The sequence below is a fragment of the Archangium sp. genome (assembly GCF_036277355.1).
Lineage (GTDB): Bacteria > Myxococcota > Myxococcia > Myxococcales > Myxococcaceae > Archangium.
In genome coordinates, this window is sequence record NZ_DASUNC010000034.1 from 13,851 (window position 1) to 35,106 (window position 21,256).

Here is a 21,256-nt window from a genome sequence, read left to right on the forward strand (position 1 = left end):
AGAACATGGACACGCAAACCGCCCCGGGCCGCTTCGGGCGTTATGGCGGCCGTTATGTGCCGGAGACGCTCGTGCCGGCGCTGCTGGAGTTGGAACAGGCCTATGCCGAGGCCCGCAAGGACCCGGCCTTCGACGAGCAGGTGGCGCAGGTGCTGCGCGAGTTCGTCGGGCGCGAGACGCCCCTGACGCCCGCGCGCCGGCTCACCGAGAAGTGGGGAGGCGCCGAGGTGTGGCTCAAGCGCGAGGACCTCGCGCACACGGGCGCCCACAAAATCAACAACACCATCGGCCAGGTACTGCTCGCCAAGCGGATGGGCAAGAAGCGCGTCATCGCGGAGACGGGCGCGGGCCAGCACGGCGTGGCCACCGCCACCGCGTGCGCCCTGTTCGGCCTCACCTGCGAGGTGTACATGGGCGCGCTGGACGTGGAGCGCCAGGCGCTCAACGTCTTCCGCATGAAGGCGCTCGGGGCCACGGTGCACGCGGTGGAGTCGGGCTCGCGCACGCTCAAGGACGCGATGAACGAGGCCATGCGCATCTGGGTGGCCCAGGTCGAGGACACCTACTACGTCATCGGCAGCGCGGCCGGTCCCCACCCCTACCCCACCATCGTCCGCGACTTCCAGTCCGTCATCGGCCGGGAAATCCGCACGCAGTCGCTGGTGGCCTTCGGCAAGCTGCCGGACGCCATCATCGCGTGCATCGGCGGCGGCTCGAACGCCATCGGCGCGCTCCACCCCTTCATCGAGGACAAGGGCGTGCGGCTGGTGGGCGTGGAGGCCGGTGGCCACGGCCTGGACTCGGGCCAGCACGGCGCTTCTCTGACGCTGGGCACGGAGGGCGTGCTGCACGGCTCGCGCTCGCTCGTGCTGCAGGACGAGAACGGGCAGATCATCGAGGCGCACTCCATCTCCGCGGGCCTGGACTACCCGGGCGTGGGGCCGGAGCTGGCGCACCTGGCGAAGACGGGACGGGTGGAGGTGCGCACCGCCACGGACGACGAGGCGTTGGCGGCCTTCTACATGGTGTCGCGCACCGAGGGCATCCTCCCCGCGCTGGAGACGTCGCATGCCTTCGCGCGCGCGGCGGACCTGGCGCGCGAGCTGGGCAAGGGCAAGCACCTGGTCATCAACACGTCGGGCCGCGGCGACAAGGACGTGGCCACCATCGCGGCGCGGGGGATTCCTCCCGCCGTCGGTCAGGAGAAGTCATGAGCGGCGAGATCGCGGAAGCGTTCGCCCGGGCCAAGGCCCATGGTGAGGGCACGCTGGTGGCGTATGCCATGGCGGGAGACCCGGACCTGGCCCGCTCGGTGGACGTGTTCGCCGCGTGCGTGGAAGGCGGCGCGGACATCCTGGAGATTGGCGTGGCGTTCAGTGACCCCATCGCGGACGGCCCGGTCATCCAGGCCGCGTCCGAGCGGGCGCTGAAGGCGGGCGCCACGCTCAAGCGGGTGCTGGACGAGGTGGTGCCGGCGGTGCGCGCGCGCTGCCCGCAGACGCCGCTGGTGGTGATGACGTACGTCAACGTGGTGATGGCCCTGGGCGAGGAGCGCTACGCGAAGCTGGCCCGGGAGCGCGGCGTGTCGGGCACCATCCTGCCGGACCTGCCGCCCGAGGAGAGCGCGGGCATCCGCGCGGCCTTCGACCAGGAGGGGTTGGAGCTCATCCCCCTGTGCGCGCCCACCACGTCCCCGGCGCGGGCGGAGAGCATCGTCAAGGACGCGCGGGGCTTCGTGTACTGCGTGTCGGTGGCGGGCGTGACGGGCATGCGCTCGGAGCTGCCGGCCAACCTGTCCGAGCGGCTGGAGATGGTGCGGCGCGCGTCACCCGTCCCCGTGGTGGCGGGCTTCGGCATCTCCAACGCCGAGCAGGCGCGGGTCGTTGGTGCCCATGCGGATGGCGTGGTGGTGGGCAGCGCCATCGTCCGCGCGGCCGAGGCCGATGGGCCCGCGGCGGCCCGTCAGGTGTGCGCGGAGATCAAGCGCGGCCTGAAGCGCTAGGTCCGGGACTTCCACTCTCGGACGCCTTGCTGTTTACTCCGGGTGAAGAGCTTTACCCGGAGGTCGTCATATGTCGTCGGGCCATCGCAATCCGCCCGGAAGCAGCAGTGCCCCGTTCCCCATGGTGAGGAGAGCGGGAGTGGCCCTCGTGACGCTGCTGCTGGCGCTGGCCGGCGCGCGCACCTGGGCCGCGCAGGACTCCCACTCGGGCTCGAACGGTCCCGTCGAGTCCTTCTTCGGGGCCTACACCACCCGGGTCCCCCTCGCCGTGCCCCGGTTCCGCGGGTTGGAGCCGCCGCTCGAGCTGGCCTATGGCTCCACCGGCGCCAACGGGCCGCAGGGCATGGGCTGGAGCCTCACCGGCTTCTCCACCATCGAGCGCGCCAGCGCGGGCCGGGGAACGCCCCGCTATGACGGCGCGGACATCTTCCTGCTGGATGGGCAGGAGCTGATGGCGTGCACCGCCGGCAGCAGCAGCCCGAGCTGCCTCACGGGCGGTACGCACGCGACGAAGATCGAGAGCTACCAGCGCATCCGCTTCGACGGCACCACGTGGACGGTGACGCAGAAGGACGGCAAGCGCGCCGTCTACTCGCCCCTCTTCCCCACCTCGCGGGGCACGTTCCGCTGGGGCCTGACGAGCGTGGCCGACACCGTGGGCAACACCGTGTCGCTGGGCTGGTGGTGCGACGGCGCTCCGGTGGAGGAGTGCTACCCGGACAACGTCCAGTACAACGGGACGGTGGTGAAGCTGTACCGGGAGCCTCGCCCGGACGTGCTCACGTGGGCCCACGGCGCCGGCCTGGGGCAGACGCGCTACCGGCTGAAGACGGTGGACGTGACGGTGAGCGGCAGCCGGCTGCGGGCCTATGCGCTGCGGTACACGACGAGCGGGAGCACCTGGCGCTCGCTGCTGGTCAACGTGCAGCAGTACGGAAACGACGCGGTGCTCGATGGCTCGGGCACGGTGGTGGGGGGCACGGCCCAGCCGGCGTACACCTTCGGTTGGCAGGGGGGCGGCACCGGCTTCCGGGGGACGTTCGGCTCCGGCGTGGTGGACTGGGGTTATGAGTCCGGCCGCCAGTGGGTGGACTTCAACGGCGACGGCAAGGCCGACTACTGCCGCGTGGTGGGCAACACCAATGGCTCCTCCAGCTACCTGGCCTGCACCGTGTCCACGGGCACGGGCTTCGGCGCCACGTACGGCTCCGGCGTCATCGACTGGGGTTACGAGTCGGAGCGGGCCTGGGTGGACTTCAACGGCGACGGCAAGGCCGACTACTGCCGCCGCGTGGGTGGCACCAACGGCGTCAACAGCTACCTGTCCTGCACCGTGTCCACGGGCACGGGCTTCGGCGCCACGTACAGCTCGGGCGTCGTGGACTGGGGTTACGAGTCGGGACGAGCGTGGGTGGACTTCGACGGCGACGGCAAGGCCGACTACTGCCGCACGGTGGGCAACACCAACGGCTCCTCCAGCTACCTGGCCTGCACCGTGTCCACGGGCACGGGCTTCGGCGCCACGTACGGCTCCGGCGTCGTCGACTGGGGCTATGAGTCCGGCCGCCAGTGGACGGACTTCGACGGCGACGGCAAGGCCGACTACTGCCGCCGCGTGGGCGGCACCAACGGCGTCAACAGCTACGTGTCCTGCACCGTGTCCACGGGCACGGGCTTCGGCGCCACGTACGGCTCCGGCGTGGTGGACTGGGGCTACGACACCGGCCGCCAGTGGGTGGACTTCAACGGTGACGGCCGCGCGGACTACTGCCGAGTGGTGGGCAACACCAACAGCTCCTCCAGCTATCTGTCCTGCACGGTGTCCACGGGCATGGGCTTCGCGGGCACGTACTCCTCGGGCGTCATCGACTGGGGCTATGACAGCGGGCGCGAGTGGACGGACTTCAACGGCGACGGCAGGGCGGACTACTGCCGCCGCGTGGGCGGCACCAACGGCGTCAACAGCTCCATGTCCTGCACCGTGTCCACCGGCACGGGCTTCGGAAACACCTGGGCCACGGGAGTCGTGGACTGGGGTTATGACACCGGGCGCCAGTGGACGGACGCGGATGGCGATGGCCTCTCGGACTTCTGCCGCCTCGTGGGCAACACCAACGGCTCCTCCAGCTACCTGGCCTGCACCACCGCGTCGGGGCCCGTGCCGGATCTCCTCACGTCCGCGGCCAACGGCCAGGGCGGGACGACGACGGTGCAGTACCAGCCCTCCTCGGCCTGGGCCAACACGTACCTCCCGATGGGCGCGGTGCTGCAGACGGCCTCCGCGGTGACGCTGAGCGATGGCCGCGGCAACAGCTCCACCACGCGCTACCAGTACCAGGGCGGGCTGTGGTCCTCCCGCGAGCGGCGCTTCCTCGGCTTCCGCAAGGCCACCGCCGTGCTCGACGCCGCCGGCAACTACACGGAGACGTACTACCACCAGCACCTCGGCTGCATCAGCAAGCCCGAGGTGACGTACTACCGCGATGCCTCCGGTGCCCTCTTCAAGTACTCCACCTTCGAGTACTCGGAGAACGCGGCGCCGCCCTACACCTCGCTGATGACGTCGCGCTGGGAGCTCGAGTGCAACCAGTCGGCCTCCTGCCGCCGCACCCTGTTGCAGATCGGCTACGACACCTACGGCAACGGCTACCTCACCTACGAGCACGGTGACTACGACGTGGCCGGTGACGAGCGCACCTCGCTGCGCGGCCTGGTCCCCAACACCTCGGCCTACGTGGTGGGCCTGCCCGCCTACGAGAACATCTACGCCGGCCTGGGCACCGGCGGCGCGCTGCTGCGGCAGACGCTGTACGAGTACGACCACAGCGGCTCCTACACGCGGGCGCCCACGGCGGGACTGCTGACGCGGCAGCTGGCGTGGAACAACCAGACGGGCGGCTACTCGGTACGCGGCTTCGGCTACGACGCCTGGGGCAACCGCACCTCCGAGACCGATCCCCGCGGCTACGTCTCCACCGTCACCTACGACTCCACCTACCGCCTCTACCCGGTGAGCCGCTGCAACGCCCTGGGCCAGTGCTCCAGCCAGACGTGGGACGCAGCCCGCGCCCTGGTGAAGGCCGAGACGGACCTCAACGGCGGGGTGACGAGCTACGCGCATGACGCGCTGGGGCGGCCGATTCGCACCACGCTACCCGACGGCTCCGTGGAGACCTTCGCCTACCTCGACCGGGGCAACCCCTTTGCCCAGCGCGTGCGCCGCACCCTGTCCGACGGCTCCGCCGACGGGCTGTGGCTGGAGGCCTACGAGGATGGGCTCGGCCGCCGCTACCGCACCGTCAAGGAGGGCGGCGCCACCCAGGAGACCCTCTTCAGCAACGCCTCCAACCGGGTGTGGAAGCAGTCGGCCTGGTTCGGCGCGGGCGAGACGCCGCGCTACCAGACCTTCTCCTACGACGGCCTGGGCCGCCTGCGCACCGTCACCAACCCCGACGGCACCTCCGCCCAGCGCGTCTACGGCAACGGCTACGTCGTCACCTACGACGAGCTCGGCCAGGAGAAGGTGACCTGGACCGACGCCTACGGGCAGTCCACCCAGGTGCGCGAGCGCAATGCCGGCTCCTACGCCTACACCACCTACCGGTATGACCTGCTCGGCAACCTGGTGCGCGTCCAGAACCCGGCCGGCCACGCCACCTCCGTCACCTGGGACTCCCTGGGCCGCAAGCTCCAGGGCTGCGACCCCGACACCGGCTGCACCTCGTACGCCTATGACGCGGCGGGGTTGATGCTCAACCGCCGCGATGCCAAGGGGCAGCTCACCTCCTTCACCTACGACGCCCTGGGCCGCGTACTCACCACCACGTACTCCCATGGCGAGCAGGTGCGCCGCATCTACGACGAGGCGGGACGTGGGGCCAGCAAGGGCGCCCTCACCACCCAGATTGATGCCTCCGGCAGCGAGAGCCGCAGCTACGACTTCGCCGGCCGCGTCACCTCCTCCACCAAGTGCGTCACCGGCCTTTGCTACACCACCGGCCGCTCCTACGACTCCGCCGGCAGACTCTCCTCCGTCACCTACCCCGACGGCGAGCTGGTGCCCTACAGCTACGACGCCTCGGGCAACCTGCTGTCCGTGGGTGGCTACGCCTCCGGCCTCACCTACGACGCCAGCGGCCGTCTGCTCGCCCTCAATTACGCCAACGGCACACGCACCACCTACACCTACGACGCCAACCGCCAGTGGCTCTCCAGCGCCCTCGTCTCCGGCCCCTCCGGCACCGTCTACCAGGCCGGCTACTCCTACGACGCCAAGGCCCGCGTGCGCGGCATGTCCTCCTCCACCCACTCCCAGTCCAACCTCTCCTTCTCCTATGACGAGCTGGACCGCCTCACCGGCGTGAGTGGCGCTCAGTCCCAGGCCTTCTCCTACGACTCCCTGGGCAACCTCACCTACAACTCCCAGCTCGGCGGCTACGGCTACGCCGATGCCTCCCACCGCCACGCCGTCACCGCCGCGGGTGGCTTGGCCTACGCCTATGACGCCAACGGCAACATGACCTCCGGCGGCGGCCGCTCCTACTCCTGGGATGGGGACAACCGCCTCACCCGCGTCACCCAGTCCGGCGGCACCACCGACTTCACCTATGATGCCTCGGGCCAGCGCGTGAAGCTCTCCGGCCCCGCCGGCACCACCTGGTTCTTCGGTCCCCACCTCGAGTACGGCAACAACGGCCTGACGAAGTACTACTACGCCGGCCCCCTCGTCGTGGCCCGCCGCGACAACTCCGGCGTCCACTGGTACCACCAGGACCACCTCGGCTCCGTGCGCGCCCTCACCAACGCGTCCGGTGCCCGCGTGGCCAGCTACGAGTACTCCGCCTTCGGCGTGCCCGTGGCCTCCAGCGCCTCCGTCGCCAACACCCGCGGCTTCACCGGCCACACCGCCGACACCTCCGGCCTGGTGTACATGGGCGCCCGCTACTTCGACCCCGTCCTCGGCCGCTTCCTGTCCGCCGACTCCCTGGTGCCCTCCTCCCACTCGCCCCAGGCCCTCAACCGCTACGCCTACGTCTACAACAACCCCATCTCCAACACCGACCCCACCGGCCACGTCCCCGTCGTGGCCGCCATCGCCACCGCCGCCAGCGTCGGGGCCGCCGTGGGGTGGACCAGCACCGCCTTCATCATCGCCACCATCGGCGCGGCCACCACCACCGCTGGCTACATCCTCAAGGATCCGATGCTCATGAGCATCGGCAGCATCCTGCTGGGAGGCGCCTCCGGCTTCGCCTTCGGCGTGGGCTACCTCAGCACCACCGAGCCGCTGTTGAACGCGGTGATTGGAGGCTCCATGGCCGCGCTCACCTCACCCGTCAGTCCCCTGGACTCGAGCCTGAAGAACGCGTTGGGCTGGGCCTACACCGCCCAGAACCTGCTCTTCGAGTTCAACCGCCTGGACGAGCGCATCCAGACCGGTGCCGAGAAGGTACGCAAGGACCTGGACACCCGGTATCTCGAGGCCTCCAAGGCGCAGATGATCGACACCTTCACCGACGAGCAGATAGCGCTGATGCAGAGCCCGGAGAAGTGGACGTCCAAGCAGCAGATGTACGGTGAGGCCATGGAGCGTGCCACGGGCGGAATCATCAAGAAGGGCGAGGCCATCGCGCTCAACAGCTCGGGCGGCCTGGTGGGCCCGGGGGATGGGTTGTTCGCCCAGGTGCTGGATGTGACCACGGGCTGGATTCCGGGTGTGCGCGCGCACGCCGTCGTCCACGACCTGTCCGGCCACCTGGTCACCACCTTCGGCGTGGGCAATGGCTACAACTACGCCGGCAGCTGGTTCGGCCTGTCCAACAGCAACCCCCTGGCGGGCCAGATCGAAGGCATCTTGAAGACCGGCGGCCACTCCGCTTCCGCGCTCTTCCAACGCCTCTACTGAGGCGCACGGGCGGAGCGGAGCCTGGCGAGCAGGGGGCCTGGAAACAGGCCCCCTCTCCACGCGGGACGACGATGAATCCGAGAGACATCCTCTATTCACTGCCCACCCTCTCCAACGAGCTCCCCGGCCTCGAGGAGGGCTCGGCGCAGCCGGGCCAGCGGGTGCTCGAGCTGCACGAGGACGAGTGGCGGCAGCTCGAGCTGGTGGCGCACACGCTCGAGGCCTCCATCGAGAAGGACATGAGGGCCGTGGCGCGCATCCACCAGAAGCACCGCCAGGGCGCCGGCTTCGACGCCATCCACATCCGGAAGGAAGTGCCCTCGCCGCTGGAGGGAACCTGGCTCACCCTGGAGGAGCTGCGAGGAGACCTGGGGGAGAAGTCCTCGTGGTGGGACGGGGTGTCGTTCCAGGGCACGGCGGGACGGGTCGCGGGGGGCTTCGCCGTGAAGCAGCCCTCGGGGCTCACGCTGTACGGGCAGCAGCGGGGAGGACGCATCCAGGTGCTGGCCCTCCGTTCGCCGGAGGGACTCACCGGCGCCGAGGAAGACCTCCGCCGGGTGGCGGGATTCGCCGCGCGGCACCAACTGTACCTGGTGGACTGGTGCAGGGTGGACCAGTTCCCGCCCACGGCCGCGTACTTCCAGGAGTGGCTGTCGGGCCGGAGTTGAACCACCAGCGGCCAGCGTCACGCCAGACGGACGCCACACCACTCGCCATCCCGGCGTGAGCCCGAGCACCTGATTCCGCCGGGCAGCTCGCCTCTGGCCGAGGTCCCGAGGGGCGTTTCGCGGGTGGGACTCCCATCCTTCCTCGTGGACGGGTGAGCGAGGCATGGACTCCGTCCTTCCGAGGGGCACACCTCCCCCACGGCATTGGCAAGGGGCCTGCAACCGGAGCGCGGACACCACCGCCGCGCGTCTACTTCTCCAGGCGCGGCGGCAATCCCCACGAGGAGTCACCATGAAGCGCCCCTACCGCATCTTCTCTCTCCTGTTCGTGCTCCTGGCCACCGGCTGTGGCCCCGCAGGTCAGTCCTTCCACGGCATCTACAGCGCTTCGGGAGTCACCACCCTGCTCATCACGGGATACTCAGGTGCTACCGGGCAGGTCACGGGCACTCGACGCATCTCCGAGGGAGTGACCTCGGACCTCATCATTTCCGACTCGAGCGGGCAGTGCTTGCTGCCCGCGAATCTCGAAGGCGACGTGGCCGTCGTCTCTCCCGGCGCCTCCTGCACCCAGATCATCGAAGGTGTCACCATCACCATGAGCATTACCACCGGGACAGCCTCGCTTTCCGGCAAGGTCGTCGAGCTCCGCCTCGCCGGTAACGTGACGATGGCATCCCAGGGGAAGTCGTACTCGGGCACCTTCTCCGAGAACAGCACCCTCACACGCGTCGCGAAGTAACGGCGCGAGGCCACGAGGCCTGAAAACACCGAGGCCGGAAGCCCCTGATTCGTCGAGGGGGCTTCCGGCCTCCATGTTTTCAGCGCCAAAGCGAAGTACGGGAATCGGTGGACGAGGGGTAAAGACCTGCTTCAGGGGGGGGTGTTCCTCCGCGCCCCCGAGCGGTGGCAGAGTTCACCCGTCCCGAGAGGAACACCATGAAGCCAGCCGCCCCCGTGCTCGTCCTCGTCCGCCATGGAGACACCGCCTGGAGCCGCAGCGGCCAGCACACCGGCCGCACGGACATCCCGCTGCTCGAGGAAGGCCGCCGCCTGGCCACGAAGCTGCGCGAGCCGCTGCGCGCCTGGGACTTCGCCGCGGTGTGGACCAGCCCCCTGAGCCGCGCCAGCGAGACCTGCGCACTCGCCGGCTATGGGGACGTGGCGCAGCTGCGCTCGGACCTGATGGAGTGGGACTACGGCACCTTCGAGGGCAAGACCAAGGCGGAGATCCGCGCCACCAGCCCGAACTGGATGCTGTGGACGGATGGCGTGCCGTGCGGCGAGTCCGCGCGGGACGTGGGTGCACGCGCGGACCGCATCATCGCCGAGGCCCAGTCCGTGGACGGCAACGTGCTCCTCTTCGCCCATGGCCACCTGCTGCGCGTGCTCGCCGCGCGCTGGCTGGGGCTGGCGCCCACCGAGGGCCGCCTCTTCACGCTGAGCACCGCCTCCATCAGCGTGCTCGGCCTGGACAGTGACGGGGACCAGCAGGTCCTCCAGCTCTGGAACGACACCACCCACCTGCGAGGTTGAGTGAAGGAGCGTGACGTCAGTCGCAAGCGGCTGAGCCTGCTCCTCGTGTGCCCGGAGAATCCATGGGGAATGAACCATTCAAGATTACCCAATCTCAACTCAATACGTTCCCGGGCAAGAAGATTCAGGAGTGCCCCAGCAACTGGGTTGAGCTCAAGTACCTCTATCCTGATGGAACACCTGTTTCAGGTGCCAAATACTTCGTAGAGGACGCCCACGGCTCTTTTCAGACCACGGGTAATCTCGACGCCAACGGTTTTGCCCGCGTCGCACTTCCGCCCAATGTTGGCAAGGTCAAGTACTGGTTCCAGGATGACCCAGACACCCTCGATATCCGGGTGCAACCCAAGCCACACGGGCAGCAGGCGCCCGCTGGCTGGATTGACCGGATGGGTGGAAAGCTCAAGGATTTCGGGTCGTGGATGTGGGGGGTCGTTCAAGGTGATTTCAACGAGGACCCGACAATCGATCAAATCATCGTTGGGACAATCATCACCATGTTTCCCGTCGTCGATCAACTCGCCGACATCCGGGATCTCGTTGCCGGCCTGAAGCAATTGCTCTGGGACAAAAAGTACGATGACTACTTTGTATGGGTGGGGCTCGTACTCACCCTGATTGGCCTCATCCCCGTACTTGGCTCGCTCGTCAAAGGCATTTGCAAGACGGTCTTGATCTATGCCAAACGCCTTACCTTGCAAGAACTCCTGAAGGTCTTCAATTTCTTCGCCAAGGGGAACGGTTTCAAGTGGCTCAAGAAACTCCGAGCAACGGAGCTTTCATCAATCGGCTCGCAGGTGAAATCCAAGTTGCACGGTCTGTTGGACAAGCTTCAGGATACACTCAAGACCCTCAGGCGATATACACCCGACTTAGCGGATGACATCCAGGCCGGCATCGCCAATCTGCTGGATGCCATCAAACAGGTCAAATCTCGCGTGGATCGCATGGTGGATCAAACGATCCATCAAATCGAAGCGAGCATTGATGACATCATGCGGCGCTATGAGCCCGTGCCAGCGATGGGTCCCGCCCGGCAAACACACGTCTACAAACAGGAAATGTTGGAGCCGGGCAAATCACCAGGCTCCTTCACTGGCACGGTCGGCAAGAAGCCCGTGGAACTTCCCGGTGTCAAAACACAGAAGCTCTCATATACAAAACGGGATCGAGCCGAATACGAGAAGCTCCGCAACAAGTTCGACAGTACCGAGCGGGAGAAGTTCCTCAAGTCGCTCGCGAACGATCCCGACAAGGTCGAACAACTGAAAAAGGCGGGGCTTGATTCCAACGACATCGCAAGCATGAAAGCAGGGAAGCCCCCAGAGGGCTACAGAGTACATCACAAACTCTCTCTTGACGACGGCGGCGACAACAGTTTCGACAACCTGGTTGTAATCAAAGAAGTACCCTACCACCAGACAATCACCAACGAACAATCTGCGCTATTCCGAAGCTTGAAGGTCGGAGAGACCAAGGTGGCCGACTTCCCCATTCCCGATGGATTCATCTATCCACCCAAGGCCCACTGACGGGGCAACACCACAGCAAGGAGAGTCAACGTGCCATCCATCCCTTATCAACAGGTTCTGCAGGATTTCGAAAAGCAGTTGAGACACCATGGCAGGCGTATGCAGCCCCCCTGTTCACAGGAGGAGTTGGTGAGGCTAAGACTCGGAGCCAAACAAGAACTCGGAAGCGACATACCCGACCCGCATGTGGATCTCCTGCGCTGGCACAATGGGCTTACCTGGAACGGACTCACCATCTATGCGAGCGAGACCAGCCTCATCGCGGGCCGTGCGGATCGCTTCATCGCTGGATTCGTGGAGTCCAACAAGCTCTTTCAGCAGGGCGTTCCTGAACTGGTGGATTACCTCATCTTCGCCGACTCGGAGTTCTACTTCTATGCGTATGACAAGAAAAACAACGAATACGTCAGATGCGATCGCATCTCCCTGGAGAAATACGAGACCTTTTCTTCGTTCGAGGACATGATCTCGTCCGCGCTTCTATCCCATCTCTGAATGCATTCCAGCGGCACCGCTGTTCGTCAGGCCGTGGTACTTCTTCCTCGCGAGGGGTGCTTCCGCTGAAAGGCCAGACCACCAGACACATACACAAAGGAGCATGGCTTTACGAGTGCTTGCGTTGAGGATGACCGCTTTAGAGACAAAGGCTTTCCGGGGGGGTGTTCCTCCGAGCTTTCGAGCGGTGGCAGCGTTCGCCCATCTTGAGAGGAAAACCATGAAGCCAGCGTCCCTCGTGCTCGTCCTCATCCGCCATGGAGACATCGCATGGAACCGCCGCCTCTTCACGCTGAGCACCGCCTCCATCAGCGTGCTCGGCCTGGACAGCGATGGAGACCAGCAGGTCCTCCAGCTCTGGAACGACACCCCCCATCTGCGCGGCTGAGCGGGGGGGTATATTCCCTCCACAACGCGGCCAGGATTAGGCTCCAGATCACACCCCGAGACCTGCCCATGGCCGACAAACCCAACATCTACGCGCCTGAAATCTGGAGCGACCCGCACCCCTTCTATGCCTCGCTGCGGCGTGAAGCGCCCGTCAGCCAGGTGGAGCCGGGAGGCATGTGGGCGGTGACGCGCTACGAGGACGTGCTCCACGTCCTCAAGAATCCGCAGCTCTTCTCGTCCGAGGGCTTCCGCCCCGCGGTGCAGCCGGCATGGCTCCAGCAGCGCAACCCGGTGGCCGACTCCATCCTGATGATGGATCCTCCGACGCACACCCGCCTGCGCGCGCTCATCACCCGGACGTTCTCGGCTTCGGGCGTGGCCCGCCTGGAGCCCTCCATCCGCGACTCGGCCCGGTCGATCGTCGACGGCATGCTGGAGCGCCGCCGGGTGGACTTCATGGAGTCCATGGCCCTGGTGCTGCCCTCGCGCGCCATGAGCGCCCTGCTGGGATTGGACCCTTCGTTGGCGCCGCGCTTCAAGACCTGGGCGCATGCGGTGACGGGCGTCGGCATCGTCCCCGCGGAGGACATGAAGCGGCGCACCGAGCTGACGGGCTACCTGGAAGAGCTCAAGCATCACCTGACGAGCGTCCTGGAGCTGCGCCAGCGCGAGCCCGGCAATGACGTGGTGACGGATCTGCTCCAGGCCCGCGCGCAGGGCGGCTCCATGTCGGATGACGAGCTGCTGGGCTACTGCGTCCTGCTGCTCGTCGCGGGGCTGGAGACGACGTATGACCTGCTCGGCATGTGCGCGCTGACGCTGACGGACGACCCGGACCTCTGGGCGCGGCTGAAGAAGGACCGGGCGCTCATCCCCAGATTCGTCGAGGAGGTGCTGCGCTTCCACGCCCCCTCGCAGTCCACCATCCGCACCACCACCCAGGAGACGGAGCTGGGCGGAGTGCGGCTGCCCAAGGGCGCGACGTTGCTGGTGCAGTTCGTCTCGGCCAACCGCGACGAGTCCGTCTTCCCCAACGCCCACCGCTTCGACCTGGAGCGCACGGGCTCGCCGCACCTCACCTTCGGCCAGGGCATCCACTTCTGCGTGGGTGCGCCCCTGGCGCGCATGGAGGCTCGCCTGGCCCTGGAAGCGCTGCTCGAGCAGTGCGACCGGATGGTGCGCGAGCCCGGGCCGGTGAAGTGGAACGTGGCCATCACCACCCGCGGGCCCGCGGTGCTGCCCCTGGAGCTGTTCCCCGCCTGAGCGCAGTGGAGCGGTGGCCCCACGCGCGCCACCGCTCCCTTCCTTGCGGCCCCCCAATTTTGACTTTGATTCTCAGTTTCGCTATCGAGCCAGCCCATTCGACGGAAGCACTCGAAAGGGCCGCACATGAAGAAGCTGGGATGGATGGCACTGGTGGCGGGGGCGCTGTCCTCCGTGGGCTGTGGGACGGAGCCGCTGGAGGAGTCGCGGGCGAGGCCGGTGGTGGAGCGCTATGCGGCGCTGGTGAACGAGAACTACACGGACGCGGTGACGAAGGCGAAGGAGCTGCGGACGGCGGTGGAGGCCTTCGTGGCGGACCCCACCGAGGCGAAGCTGACGGCGGCGCGCAACGCGTGGCTGGCGGCGCGTCCCGCCTACGGGCAGAGCGAGGCCTTCCGCTTCTACGGCGGCCCCATCGACGACGAGGACACGGGCCCCGAGGGCCGCATCAACGCCTGGCCGCTGGACGAGGCGTACATCGACTCGGTGGAGGGCTCGCCCAACGCCGGCATCATCAACGCCACCACCGAGTACCCCACGCTCACCGAGGAGCTGCTCATCTCCCTCAACGAGCGCGACGGTGAGACGAACATCGCCACCGGCTACCACGCCATCGAGTTCCTGCTGTGGGGCCAGGATCGGAGCGTGACGGGCCCGGGCAACCGGCCGGCCTCGGACTTCGTGACGGCGCCCAACGCCGAGCGCCGCCGCCAGTACCTGAAGCTCGCGACGGAGCTGCTGGTGAAGGACCTGGAGTCGGTGCAGGCGCAGTGGACGCCGGGCGCGGACAACTACGGCAAGAGGTTCGCCGCGCAGGAGCCGCAGGAGGCGGTGCTGCAGGTGCTCACCGGCCTGGGCAGCCTGAGCGGCGCCGAGCTGTCCGGCGAGCGGATGACGGTGGCCTACGACAACAAGGACCAGGAGGACGAGCACTCCTGCTTCAGCGACAACACGAAGGCGGACCTGTACGCCAACGCGCTCGGCATCCAGAACGTGTACCTGGGCCGCTACGGCACCGTGGACGGCAAGGGCCTGGACGAGCTGGTGGCGGCGGTGGACCCGAAGCTGGACGAGGAGATGAAGCAGCGCCTGCAGGCCAGCCTCGACGCCATCCAGGCGATCCCCGGCCCGTTCGACCAGGCCATCCTCGGCGCGGACAATGCCGGGGGCCGGCAGAAGGTGAAGACGGCCATCGACGCGCTGAAGGCCCAGACGGAGACGCTCGTCGACGTGGCCACCGCGCTGGGCATCACGCTGAACCTGGAGTGAGGACGAACCATGTGGCGCACGATCAGTCTGTTGCTCCTCCTCGCCTGTGCGTGCGGTGAGGAAGGGCCGGAGCCGGGCGAGGAGCTGTCCGGCGGCGACACCACCGTCCACGACACCACGCGCAACGCCTTCACCCTGGCGGCGCGCAACCTCCAGGGCGATCGGCGCGATGCCTTCTTCACCGGCAACGCGCTCTTCAATCGCAACTGGGTGACGGCCCCCGCCTCCACCACGGGGCTGGACGGACTGGGCCCCACCTTCAACGCGCCCTCGTGCGCCGCATGTCATTTCAAGGACGGGCGCGGCAAGCCCCCGACCGAGCCGGACGAGAAGCCGCTGTCGCTGCTCTTCCGGTTGAGCATCCCCGGGCAGGACGCGCATGGCGAGCCGCTCGGGGACCCCAACTATGGAGGGCAGCTCCAGCCGCAGGCCCTCCTGGGCGTGCCCGCGGAGGGCGAGGTGGCCCTCACGCACACGCCGCGCGAGGGCCAGTACGCGGACGGGACGGGCTACGCGCTGGAGGAGCCGCACTACACGCTCACGAAGCTGGCCTTCGGCCCCGTGCACCCGGAGTTGATGATGAGCCCGCGCGTGGCCCCGGTGATGGTGGGGCTCGGCCTGTTGGAGGCCATTCCGGACGCGGCGCTGGAGGCGCTCGCGGATCCGGACGACAAGGACGGCGATGGCATCTCCGGCCGCATCAACCACGTCTGGGACGTGGAGCATGGCGAGACGCGCGTGGGCCGCTTCGGCTGGAAGGCCAACCAGCCCTCCCTGCGCCAGCAGAACGCGGGCGCCTTCCGGGGGGACATCGGCATCACGTCGGATCTGTTCCCCACGGAGGACTGCCCTCCCGTGCAGACGGCGTGTCACGACGCGCCCTCGGGGGGAGCGCCCGAGCTGGAGGCGGAGAAGCTGGAGCAGCTGACGTTCTACACGCGGACGCTGGCCGTGCCCGCGCGCCGGGACGTGGACAAGCCCGAGGTGCTGCGCGGGCGGCGGCTGTTCCGTGAGCTGGACTGCGCGAAGTGCCACGTGCCGCGCCACGAGACGGGGACAGTGGCGGACGCGCCGGAGCTGTCGAAGCAGATCATCTTCCCGTACACGGACCTGCTGGTGCACGACATGGGGCCGGAGCTGGCCGATGGGCGCCCGGACTTCGAGGCCACGGGGAGTGAGTGGCGCACACCGCCGCTATGGGGTATCGGGCTGGTGGAGACGGTCAACCGCCACACGCGTTTCCTGCATGATGGGCGGGCCCGCTCGCTGGAGGAGGCCATCCTCTGGCACGGGGGCGAGGCCGAGCGCTCGCGGGAGCGCTTCCGCAACCTGACCGTGAAGGACCGTACCGCGCTGCTGCGCTTCCTGGAGTCGCTGTGAGCCCCATCTTCCGCCGTCTGATTGCCCCCACCCTCCTGCTGTCGCTCGCCGTGGTGAGCTGCGGCGATTCCCAGGGCACGGCCCTGCGCTCGGCCTTCCTGAAGGAGCTGGCCGGGGACGTGGCCCTCCCGGCGTACCGGGACCTCGACACGCGCACCGAGGCGCTGGCCGGAGCGCTCGCGGCGCTGGAGGCCACCCCCACGGAGACCACGCTCACGCAGGCGCGAACCGCCTGGAGGGAGGCGCGAGGGGCGTGGCTGCGGCAGGAGGCCTTCCGCTTCGGCCCGGCGGAGGAGCAGCACACGTCGGCCTCGGTGAACCAGGTGCCGTCCACCACGGGCATCGACAGCCTGCTCGTGGGAGACGTGGAGCTCACGGAGACCTACGTGGCGGAGCAGGGAGCGAACCGCAAGGGACTGCTCGCCATGGAGTACCTGCTCTTCGACGCGGGGGCCACGGAGGAAGGGAGCGCGGGCGCGCGGCGGCGGGCGTACCTGAAGGCGCTCGGGGCGCTGCTGCACGAGGACGCCACGGCGGTGAGCACGGCGTGGGAGCCCGAGCAGGGCAACTACGTCGCGCAGTTGTCCAACGCGGGGAACGAGGGGAGCCCCTACGCCACGCAGAAGGACGCGGTGGACACGGTGGTGAACCGGCTCATCTCCAGCGTGGAGGTGACGGAGCAGAAGCTGTCGAAGCCGCTCGGCTTCGAGACGGGAGGCACGGTGCGTCCCGAGCTGGAGGAGGCGCGGCGCAGCGACAACTCGCTGGAGGACCTGAAGAACGCGGTCCTGAGCATGGAGCGCGTCTGGCTGGGGGCGAGCGGGAACGGCGGACTGTCGAAGGTGGTGGCCGCGAGCAACAAGCAGGTGGACGCGACGGTGCGTGGGGACCTGGCGGCGGTGCGCTCGGCACTCGAGGCGATTCCGCCGCCGCTGCGCACGGCGCTGACCAATGACCGTGAGTCGGTGGAGGCGGCCCGGGCGGCGCTGTCGACGCTGCGAGCCACCCTGGCCTCCGAGGTGGTGTCCAACCTGGGCGTGACGCTCAAGTTCAACGACAACGATGGCGACTGAGCAGGCGCCGCTGGCCCCCACCACGCCCCTCGCGCCCACCACGCCCCTCGCGCCCATCACTCCCCTCGCGCCCGTCACTCCCCTCGCCCTCCGGGAGAGGGGCGGGGGTGAGGGTGCCACGGGCCCCGGGTTGCCCCTGCGCGCCCTCCACGAGCGCCTCACGGCCACCCTCTTCGCGCCCGTGGACCCATCCTCGCTGGTGGCGTACCGGGTCGTCTTCGGGCTGCTGATGATGGTCGCCGTCGCGAGGTTCTTCGCGTACGGGTGGATTCACGAGCACTACCTGGCACCCAAGGTGCTCTTCCCCTACGCGGGGCTGGAGTGGATCCGCCCGTGGCCGGGGGTGGGCATGTACGTCCACTTCGCGCTGATGGGGCTGGGAGCGCTGGGCATCACGCTGGGAGTCGCATACCGGGCGAGCGCACTGACGTTCCTGCTCACGTTCACGTACGCGCACCTCATCGACAAGACGTACTACCTCAACCACTACTACTTCATCTCGCTGGCGGGGCTGTTGCTGGTGGCGCTCCCGTTGGACATGAAGGGGCGGAGCCACGTGCCCGCGTGGTGGCTGTGGCTGATGCGGGCGCAGGTGGGGCTCGTGTACTTCTTCGGCGGGGTGGCGAAGCTGAAGAGCGACTGGCTCGTCCACGCGCAGCCGATGAAGATCTGGCTGGCGGCGAGCACGGACCTGCCTGTGCTGGGCCGGCTCTTCGAGCAACCATGGGCGCCGCACGCCTTCAGCATCGCGGGAGCGGTGTTCGACCTGTGCGTGGTGCCCGCGCTGTTGTGGAAGCGGACGCGGTGGCTCGCCTACGCGGCGGTGGTGGGCTTCCACGTCATCACGCGGATGCTCTTCCCCATCGGCATGTTCCCGTGGCTGATGATGGCGGGGGCGCTGCTGTTCTTCCCACCGGACTGGCCCCGGCGGCTCGCGAGCTGGCTGCGGCGCGAGCCAGTGAAGCACCGCGAGCCCGAGTCCCCCTCCTTGCCCACGAGACACTCCTGGCTCGGGCCCGCGTTGGCGGTGGCCTTCCTGGGGGTGCAGTTCCTCCTGCCGTTGCGGCACCTGCTCTACCCGGGTGACGTGATGTGGACGGAGGAGGGCTTCCGCTTCTCGTGGAACGTGATGTTGATGGAGAAGAACGGGGTGGCCGAGTTCCACGTGAGCGAGCCCGCCACGGGGAAGCGGTGGGTGGTGTCGCCGGGCCAGCACCTCTCGCCCTACCAGGTGAAGATGATGGCCACGCAGCCGGACATGCTGCTGACGTTCGCGCACTACCTCGCGCGCCACTTCGCCGAGCAGGGGCACCCGGGAGTCGAGGTGCGCGTGGACGCCTTCGCGAGCCTCAATGGCCGACCCCGCCAGCGGCTCGTGGACCCCACGGTGAACCTGGCCGCGGTGGGCCCGTGGGACAGCGTGCACGGGTGGGTGCTGCCCTTCCGCGAGGTGGCACCGCCCTGAGCCGGAGAGGGGCTCCGCGACGACTGCACGGAGCCAGCCCGGGACCTCCAATACCCTCACCCCGGCCCTCTCCCGGAGGGCGAGGGAGGGGAGCTACAGCTTCCCGTCGAGGAAGTTGCGCACCAGCCGGGGGCCCTCGGGCGTGAGGACGCTCTCCGGATGGAACTGCACGCCCACCACGGGCCGCTCACGGTGCCGCAGCCCCATGATGAGCCCGTCCGGCGTCCACGCCGTCGCCTCCAGCTCCGCCGGCAGCGTCCCCGCGTCCACCACCAGCGAGTGGTAGCGCGCGGCCTGGAAGCCCGTCGGCACGCCCTCGAAGATGCTCCGGCCCTCGTGGCGGATGGACGCCGTCTTGCCGTGCACCGGCTCGGGCGCCCGCACCACGTTGCCGCCGAAGACGGCCCCGATGGACTGGTGGCCCAGGCACACGCCCAGCACCGGCACCTTCGCGTCGCGGATGGCCGCCATGCACACCCCGGCCTCGTGCGGCGTGCACGGCCCGGGCGACACCACCAGGTGCGAGGCGCCCGAAGCCGCCACGCCCGCGGCGTCGATCTCATCGTTGCGCACCACCTTCACCTCGGCGCCCAGCGTGTACAGCAGCTGCACGAGGTTGAAGGTGAACGAGTCGTAGTTGTCGATGACGAGGATCACCGCACACCTCCCTCACGCGCCTGCTTCAGGGCCGTGGCGAGCACCCGCGCCTTGGCCTCCGTTTCGTCCGCTTCCTTCGAGGGCACCGAGTCCGCCACGAGTCCCGCGCCCGCCTCCCACAGCGTGCGGTCCCCGTCGATGTAGAAGGTGCGCAGGGCGATGGCCAGGTCCAGCGCGCCGCAGAAGGACAGGTAGCCCACCGCGCCCGCGTAGGGGCCGCGGCGCACGGGCTCCAGCTCGTCGATGATCTGCATCGCGCGAATCTTCGGAGCCCCGGACACCGTGCCCGCCGGGAAGGTGTACGCCAGGGCATCGAGCGCGTCGTACTTCGCGTCGAGCTTGCCGCGCACCTGCGAGACGATGTGCATCACGTGGCTGTAGCGCTCGATGACCATCATGTCCTCGACGCGCACCGAGCCCGGCGCGGCCACGCGGCCCACGTCGTTGCGGCCCAGGTCCACCAGCATCATGTGCTCGGCGCGCTCCTTCTCGTCGGCGAGCAGCTCCTTCTCGAGGGCCTGGTCCTCGGCCTCGGTGGCGCCGCGGCGCCGGGTGCCGGCGATGGGGCGCACCACGACGTCTCCGTCGCGCACCTGCACCAGCAGCTCCGGAGAGGCGCCCACCAGCGCGCGCGCCTCGCCCAGCTCGATGTGGAAGAGGTACGGCGAAGGGTTGATGCGGCGCAGCGAGCGGTACAGCGAGAGCGGCGGCGGCGCCCCCCGCGCCTCGAAGCGGCGGGCGAGCACCACCTGCATGCAGTCACCGGCGCGGATGTATTCCTTCACGCGCTCGACAGCGGCCTCGTAGCCGGCGCGGTCCCAGTTGACGGAGACCTCCGCCTCGCCGCGCATGGGCGGATGGGGGACATAGGCGTCCACGGGCAGCGGGCGCAGCAGCCGCTCGGCGAGGGCCTCGGCACGGGCCTCGGCATCGGCGAGCGCCTGGGCGACGCTGCCATGACGGTTGGGCCGGGCGATGGCGGTGGCGTGCAGCGTCTGGGTGCGCGAGTCGTGGGTGACGAACTCATCGCACAGCAGCCACTCGGAGTCGGGGAAGGTGGTGTCGGAGGTGTGCCGGTCGGGCACATGGCGCTCGAACCAGGACATGCAGTTGTAGCCGAGGTAGCCCACGAGGCCGCCGACGAACGGGGGCTCACCGGGGAGCTTGGCCACGGCGTGGTCGCGCCAGACGGAGCGGAGGACGTCGAGCGGAGCACCCTCGAGACGCTGCTGCTGCTCGCCGCGCCAGAGGGTGCCGCCGGTGCGGTCGAGCCGGAGCCGGCCGGAGGGTGCGGTGCCGATGTGGCTGTAGCGGCCGAAGCGCTCGCCACCGTGGCAGGACTCGAGGATGAAACCCCGAGCACCCCCGAGCTTGAGGTAGGCGGACAGCGGGGTGTCGAGGTCGGCGGGGAGCACGACCGAGACGGGAACCGCCTCGCCCTTCTCCGCGCGTTGGCGGTAGGCCGCCTTGCGCTCCTGAGCGTTCATCACGTTCCTCTGTGTAGGCCCCCTCTCCCTCTGGGAGAGGGCTGGGGTGTGGGTGTTCCGGAAGTCACCCCATCACCGGCGGATTGTCCCCGTTATTCGCGGACAGGGAAAGGGCCACGGACGTCCGATACCGT

The 21,256-nt window shown here is 68.4% G+C and carries 16 protein-coding genes; 14 read left to right on the top strand and 2 right to left on the bottom strand.

Features of this window, described 5'->3' with window-relative positions:
• Positions 1–5 precede the first annotated feature (5 nt).
• The 14 genes from trpB (at position 6) to VFZ09_RS08260 (ending at position 18,978) form a co-directional block, all read left to right on the top strand.
• Positions 6–1,214: a tryptophan synthase subunit beta gene (gene trpB, locus VFZ09_RS08195; RefSeq protein WP_329726936.1), complete on the top strand. Its 1,209-nt coding sequence runs from the start codon at positions 6–8 to the stop codon at positions 1,212–1,214.
• Positions 1,211–2,002, top strand: a complete 792-nt coding sequence (trpA, locus tag VFZ09_RS08200) for a tryptophan synthase subunit alpha (protein WP_329726937.1) — start codon at positions 1,211–1,213, stop codon at positions 2,000–2,002. The genes trpB and trpA overlap by 4 nt, the downstream gene beginning before the upstream one ends.
• Positions 2,003–2,141: 139 nt before the next feature.
• Positions 2,142–7,907, top strand: coding sequence for a toxin TcdB middle/N-terminal domain-containing protein (locus tag VFZ09_RS08205; protein WP_329726938.1), 5,766 nt, complete (start codon positions 2,142–2,144; stop codon positions 7,905–7,907).
• A gap of 71 nt (positions 7,908–7,978) precedes the next feature.
• Positions 7,979–8,575 carry a hypothetical protein gene (locus VFZ09_RS08210; protein WP_329726939.1) on the top strand — a complete coding sequence of 199 codons (597 nt, stop codon included), beginning with the start codon at positions 7,979–7,981 and terminating at the stop codon, positions 8,573–8,575.
• A 292-nt stretch (positions 8,576–8,867) separates the two neighbouring features.
• On the top strand, positions 8,868–9,317 hold the full coding sequence (locus VFZ09_RS08215) for a hypothetical protein (protein WP_329726940.1): 450 nt from the start codon (positions 8,868–8,870) through the stop codon (positions 9,315–9,317).
• Between the two features lie 197 nt (positions 9,318–9,514).
• Entirely contained in the window at positions 9,515–10,111 is a 597-nt protein-coding gene (locus VFZ09_RS08220) for a histidine phosphatase family protein (protein ID WP_329726941.1), read from the top strand.
• Between the two features lie 62 nt (positions 10,112–10,173).
• Positions 10,174–11,643, top strand: a complete 1,470-nt coding sequence (locus tag VFZ09_RS08225; protein WP_329726942.1) for a hypothetical protein — start codon at positions 10,174–10,176, stop codon at positions 11,641–11,643.
• Positions 11,644–11,673: 30 nt separating this feature from the next.
• Positions 11,674–12,138 carry a YrhA family protein gene (locus VFZ09_RS08230; protein WP_329726943.1) on the top strand — a complete coding sequence of 155 codons (465 nt, stop codon included), beginning with the start codon at positions 11,674–11,676 and terminating at the stop codon, positions 12,136–12,138.
• A 220-nt stretch (positions 12,139–12,358) separates the two neighbouring features.
• Positions 12,359–12,526 carry a hypothetical protein gene (locus tag VFZ09_RS08235; protein ID WP_329726944.1) on the top strand — a complete coding sequence of 56 codons (168 nt, stop codon included), beginning with the start codon at positions 12,359–12,361 and terminating at the stop codon, positions 12,524–12,526.
• 68 nt (positions 12,527–12,594) lie between these two features.
• Positions 12,595–13,791, top strand: coding sequence for a cytochrome P450 (locus VFZ09_RS08240; RefSeq protein WP_329726945.1), 1,197 nt, complete (start codon positions 12,595–12,597; stop codon positions 13,789–13,791).
• Positions 13,792–13,917: 126 nt separating this feature from the next.
• Complete coding sequence (locus VFZ09_RS08245) at positions 13,918–15,060, top strand: imelysin family protein (RefSeq protein WP_329726946.1); 1,143 nt, start codon at positions 13,918–13,920, stop codon at positions 15,058–15,060.
• Positions 15,061–15,069: 9 nt separating this feature from the next.
• Positions 15,070–16,440, top strand: a complete 1,371-nt coding sequence (locus VFZ09_RS08250; protein ID WP_329726947.1) for a di-heme oxidoredictase family protein — start codon at positions 15,070–15,072, stop codon at positions 16,438–16,440.
• Positions 16,437–17,513, top strand: a complete 1,077-nt coding sequence (locus VFZ09_RS08255) for an imelysin family protein (protein WP_329726948.1) — start codon at positions 16,437–16,439, stop codon at positions 17,511–17,513. The genes VFZ09_RS08250 and VFZ09_RS08255 overlap by 4 nt, the downstream gene beginning before the upstream one ends.
• Complete coding sequence (locus VFZ09_RS08260; protein WP_329726949.1) at positions 17,503–18,978, top strand: HTTM domain-containing protein; 1,476 nt, start codon at positions 17,503–17,505, stop codon at positions 18,976–18,978. The genes VFZ09_RS08255 and VFZ09_RS08260 overlap by 11 nt, the downstream gene beginning before the upstream one ends.
• Positions 18,979–19,071: 93 nt before the next feature.
• On the opposite strand, the gene VFZ09_RS08265 is transcribed toward VFZ09_RS08260, so the two are convergent.
• Together VFZ09_RS08265 and VFZ09_RS08270 are read right to left on the bottom strand one after the other, a co-directional pair.
• Entirely contained in the window at positions 19,072–19,635 is a 564-nt protein-coding gene (locus tag VFZ09_RS08265; protein ID WP_329726950.1) for an aminodeoxychorismate/anthranilate synthase component II, read from the bottom strand.
• Complete coding sequence (locus VFZ09_RS08270; RefSeq protein WP_329726951.1) at positions 19,632–21,122, bottom strand: anthranilate synthase component I family protein; 1,491 nt, start codon at positions 21,120–21,122, stop codon at positions 19,632–19,634. The genes VFZ09_RS08265 and VFZ09_RS08270 overlap by 4 nt, the downstream gene beginning before the upstream one ends.
• Positions 21,123–21,256: the final 134 nt, after the last annotated feature.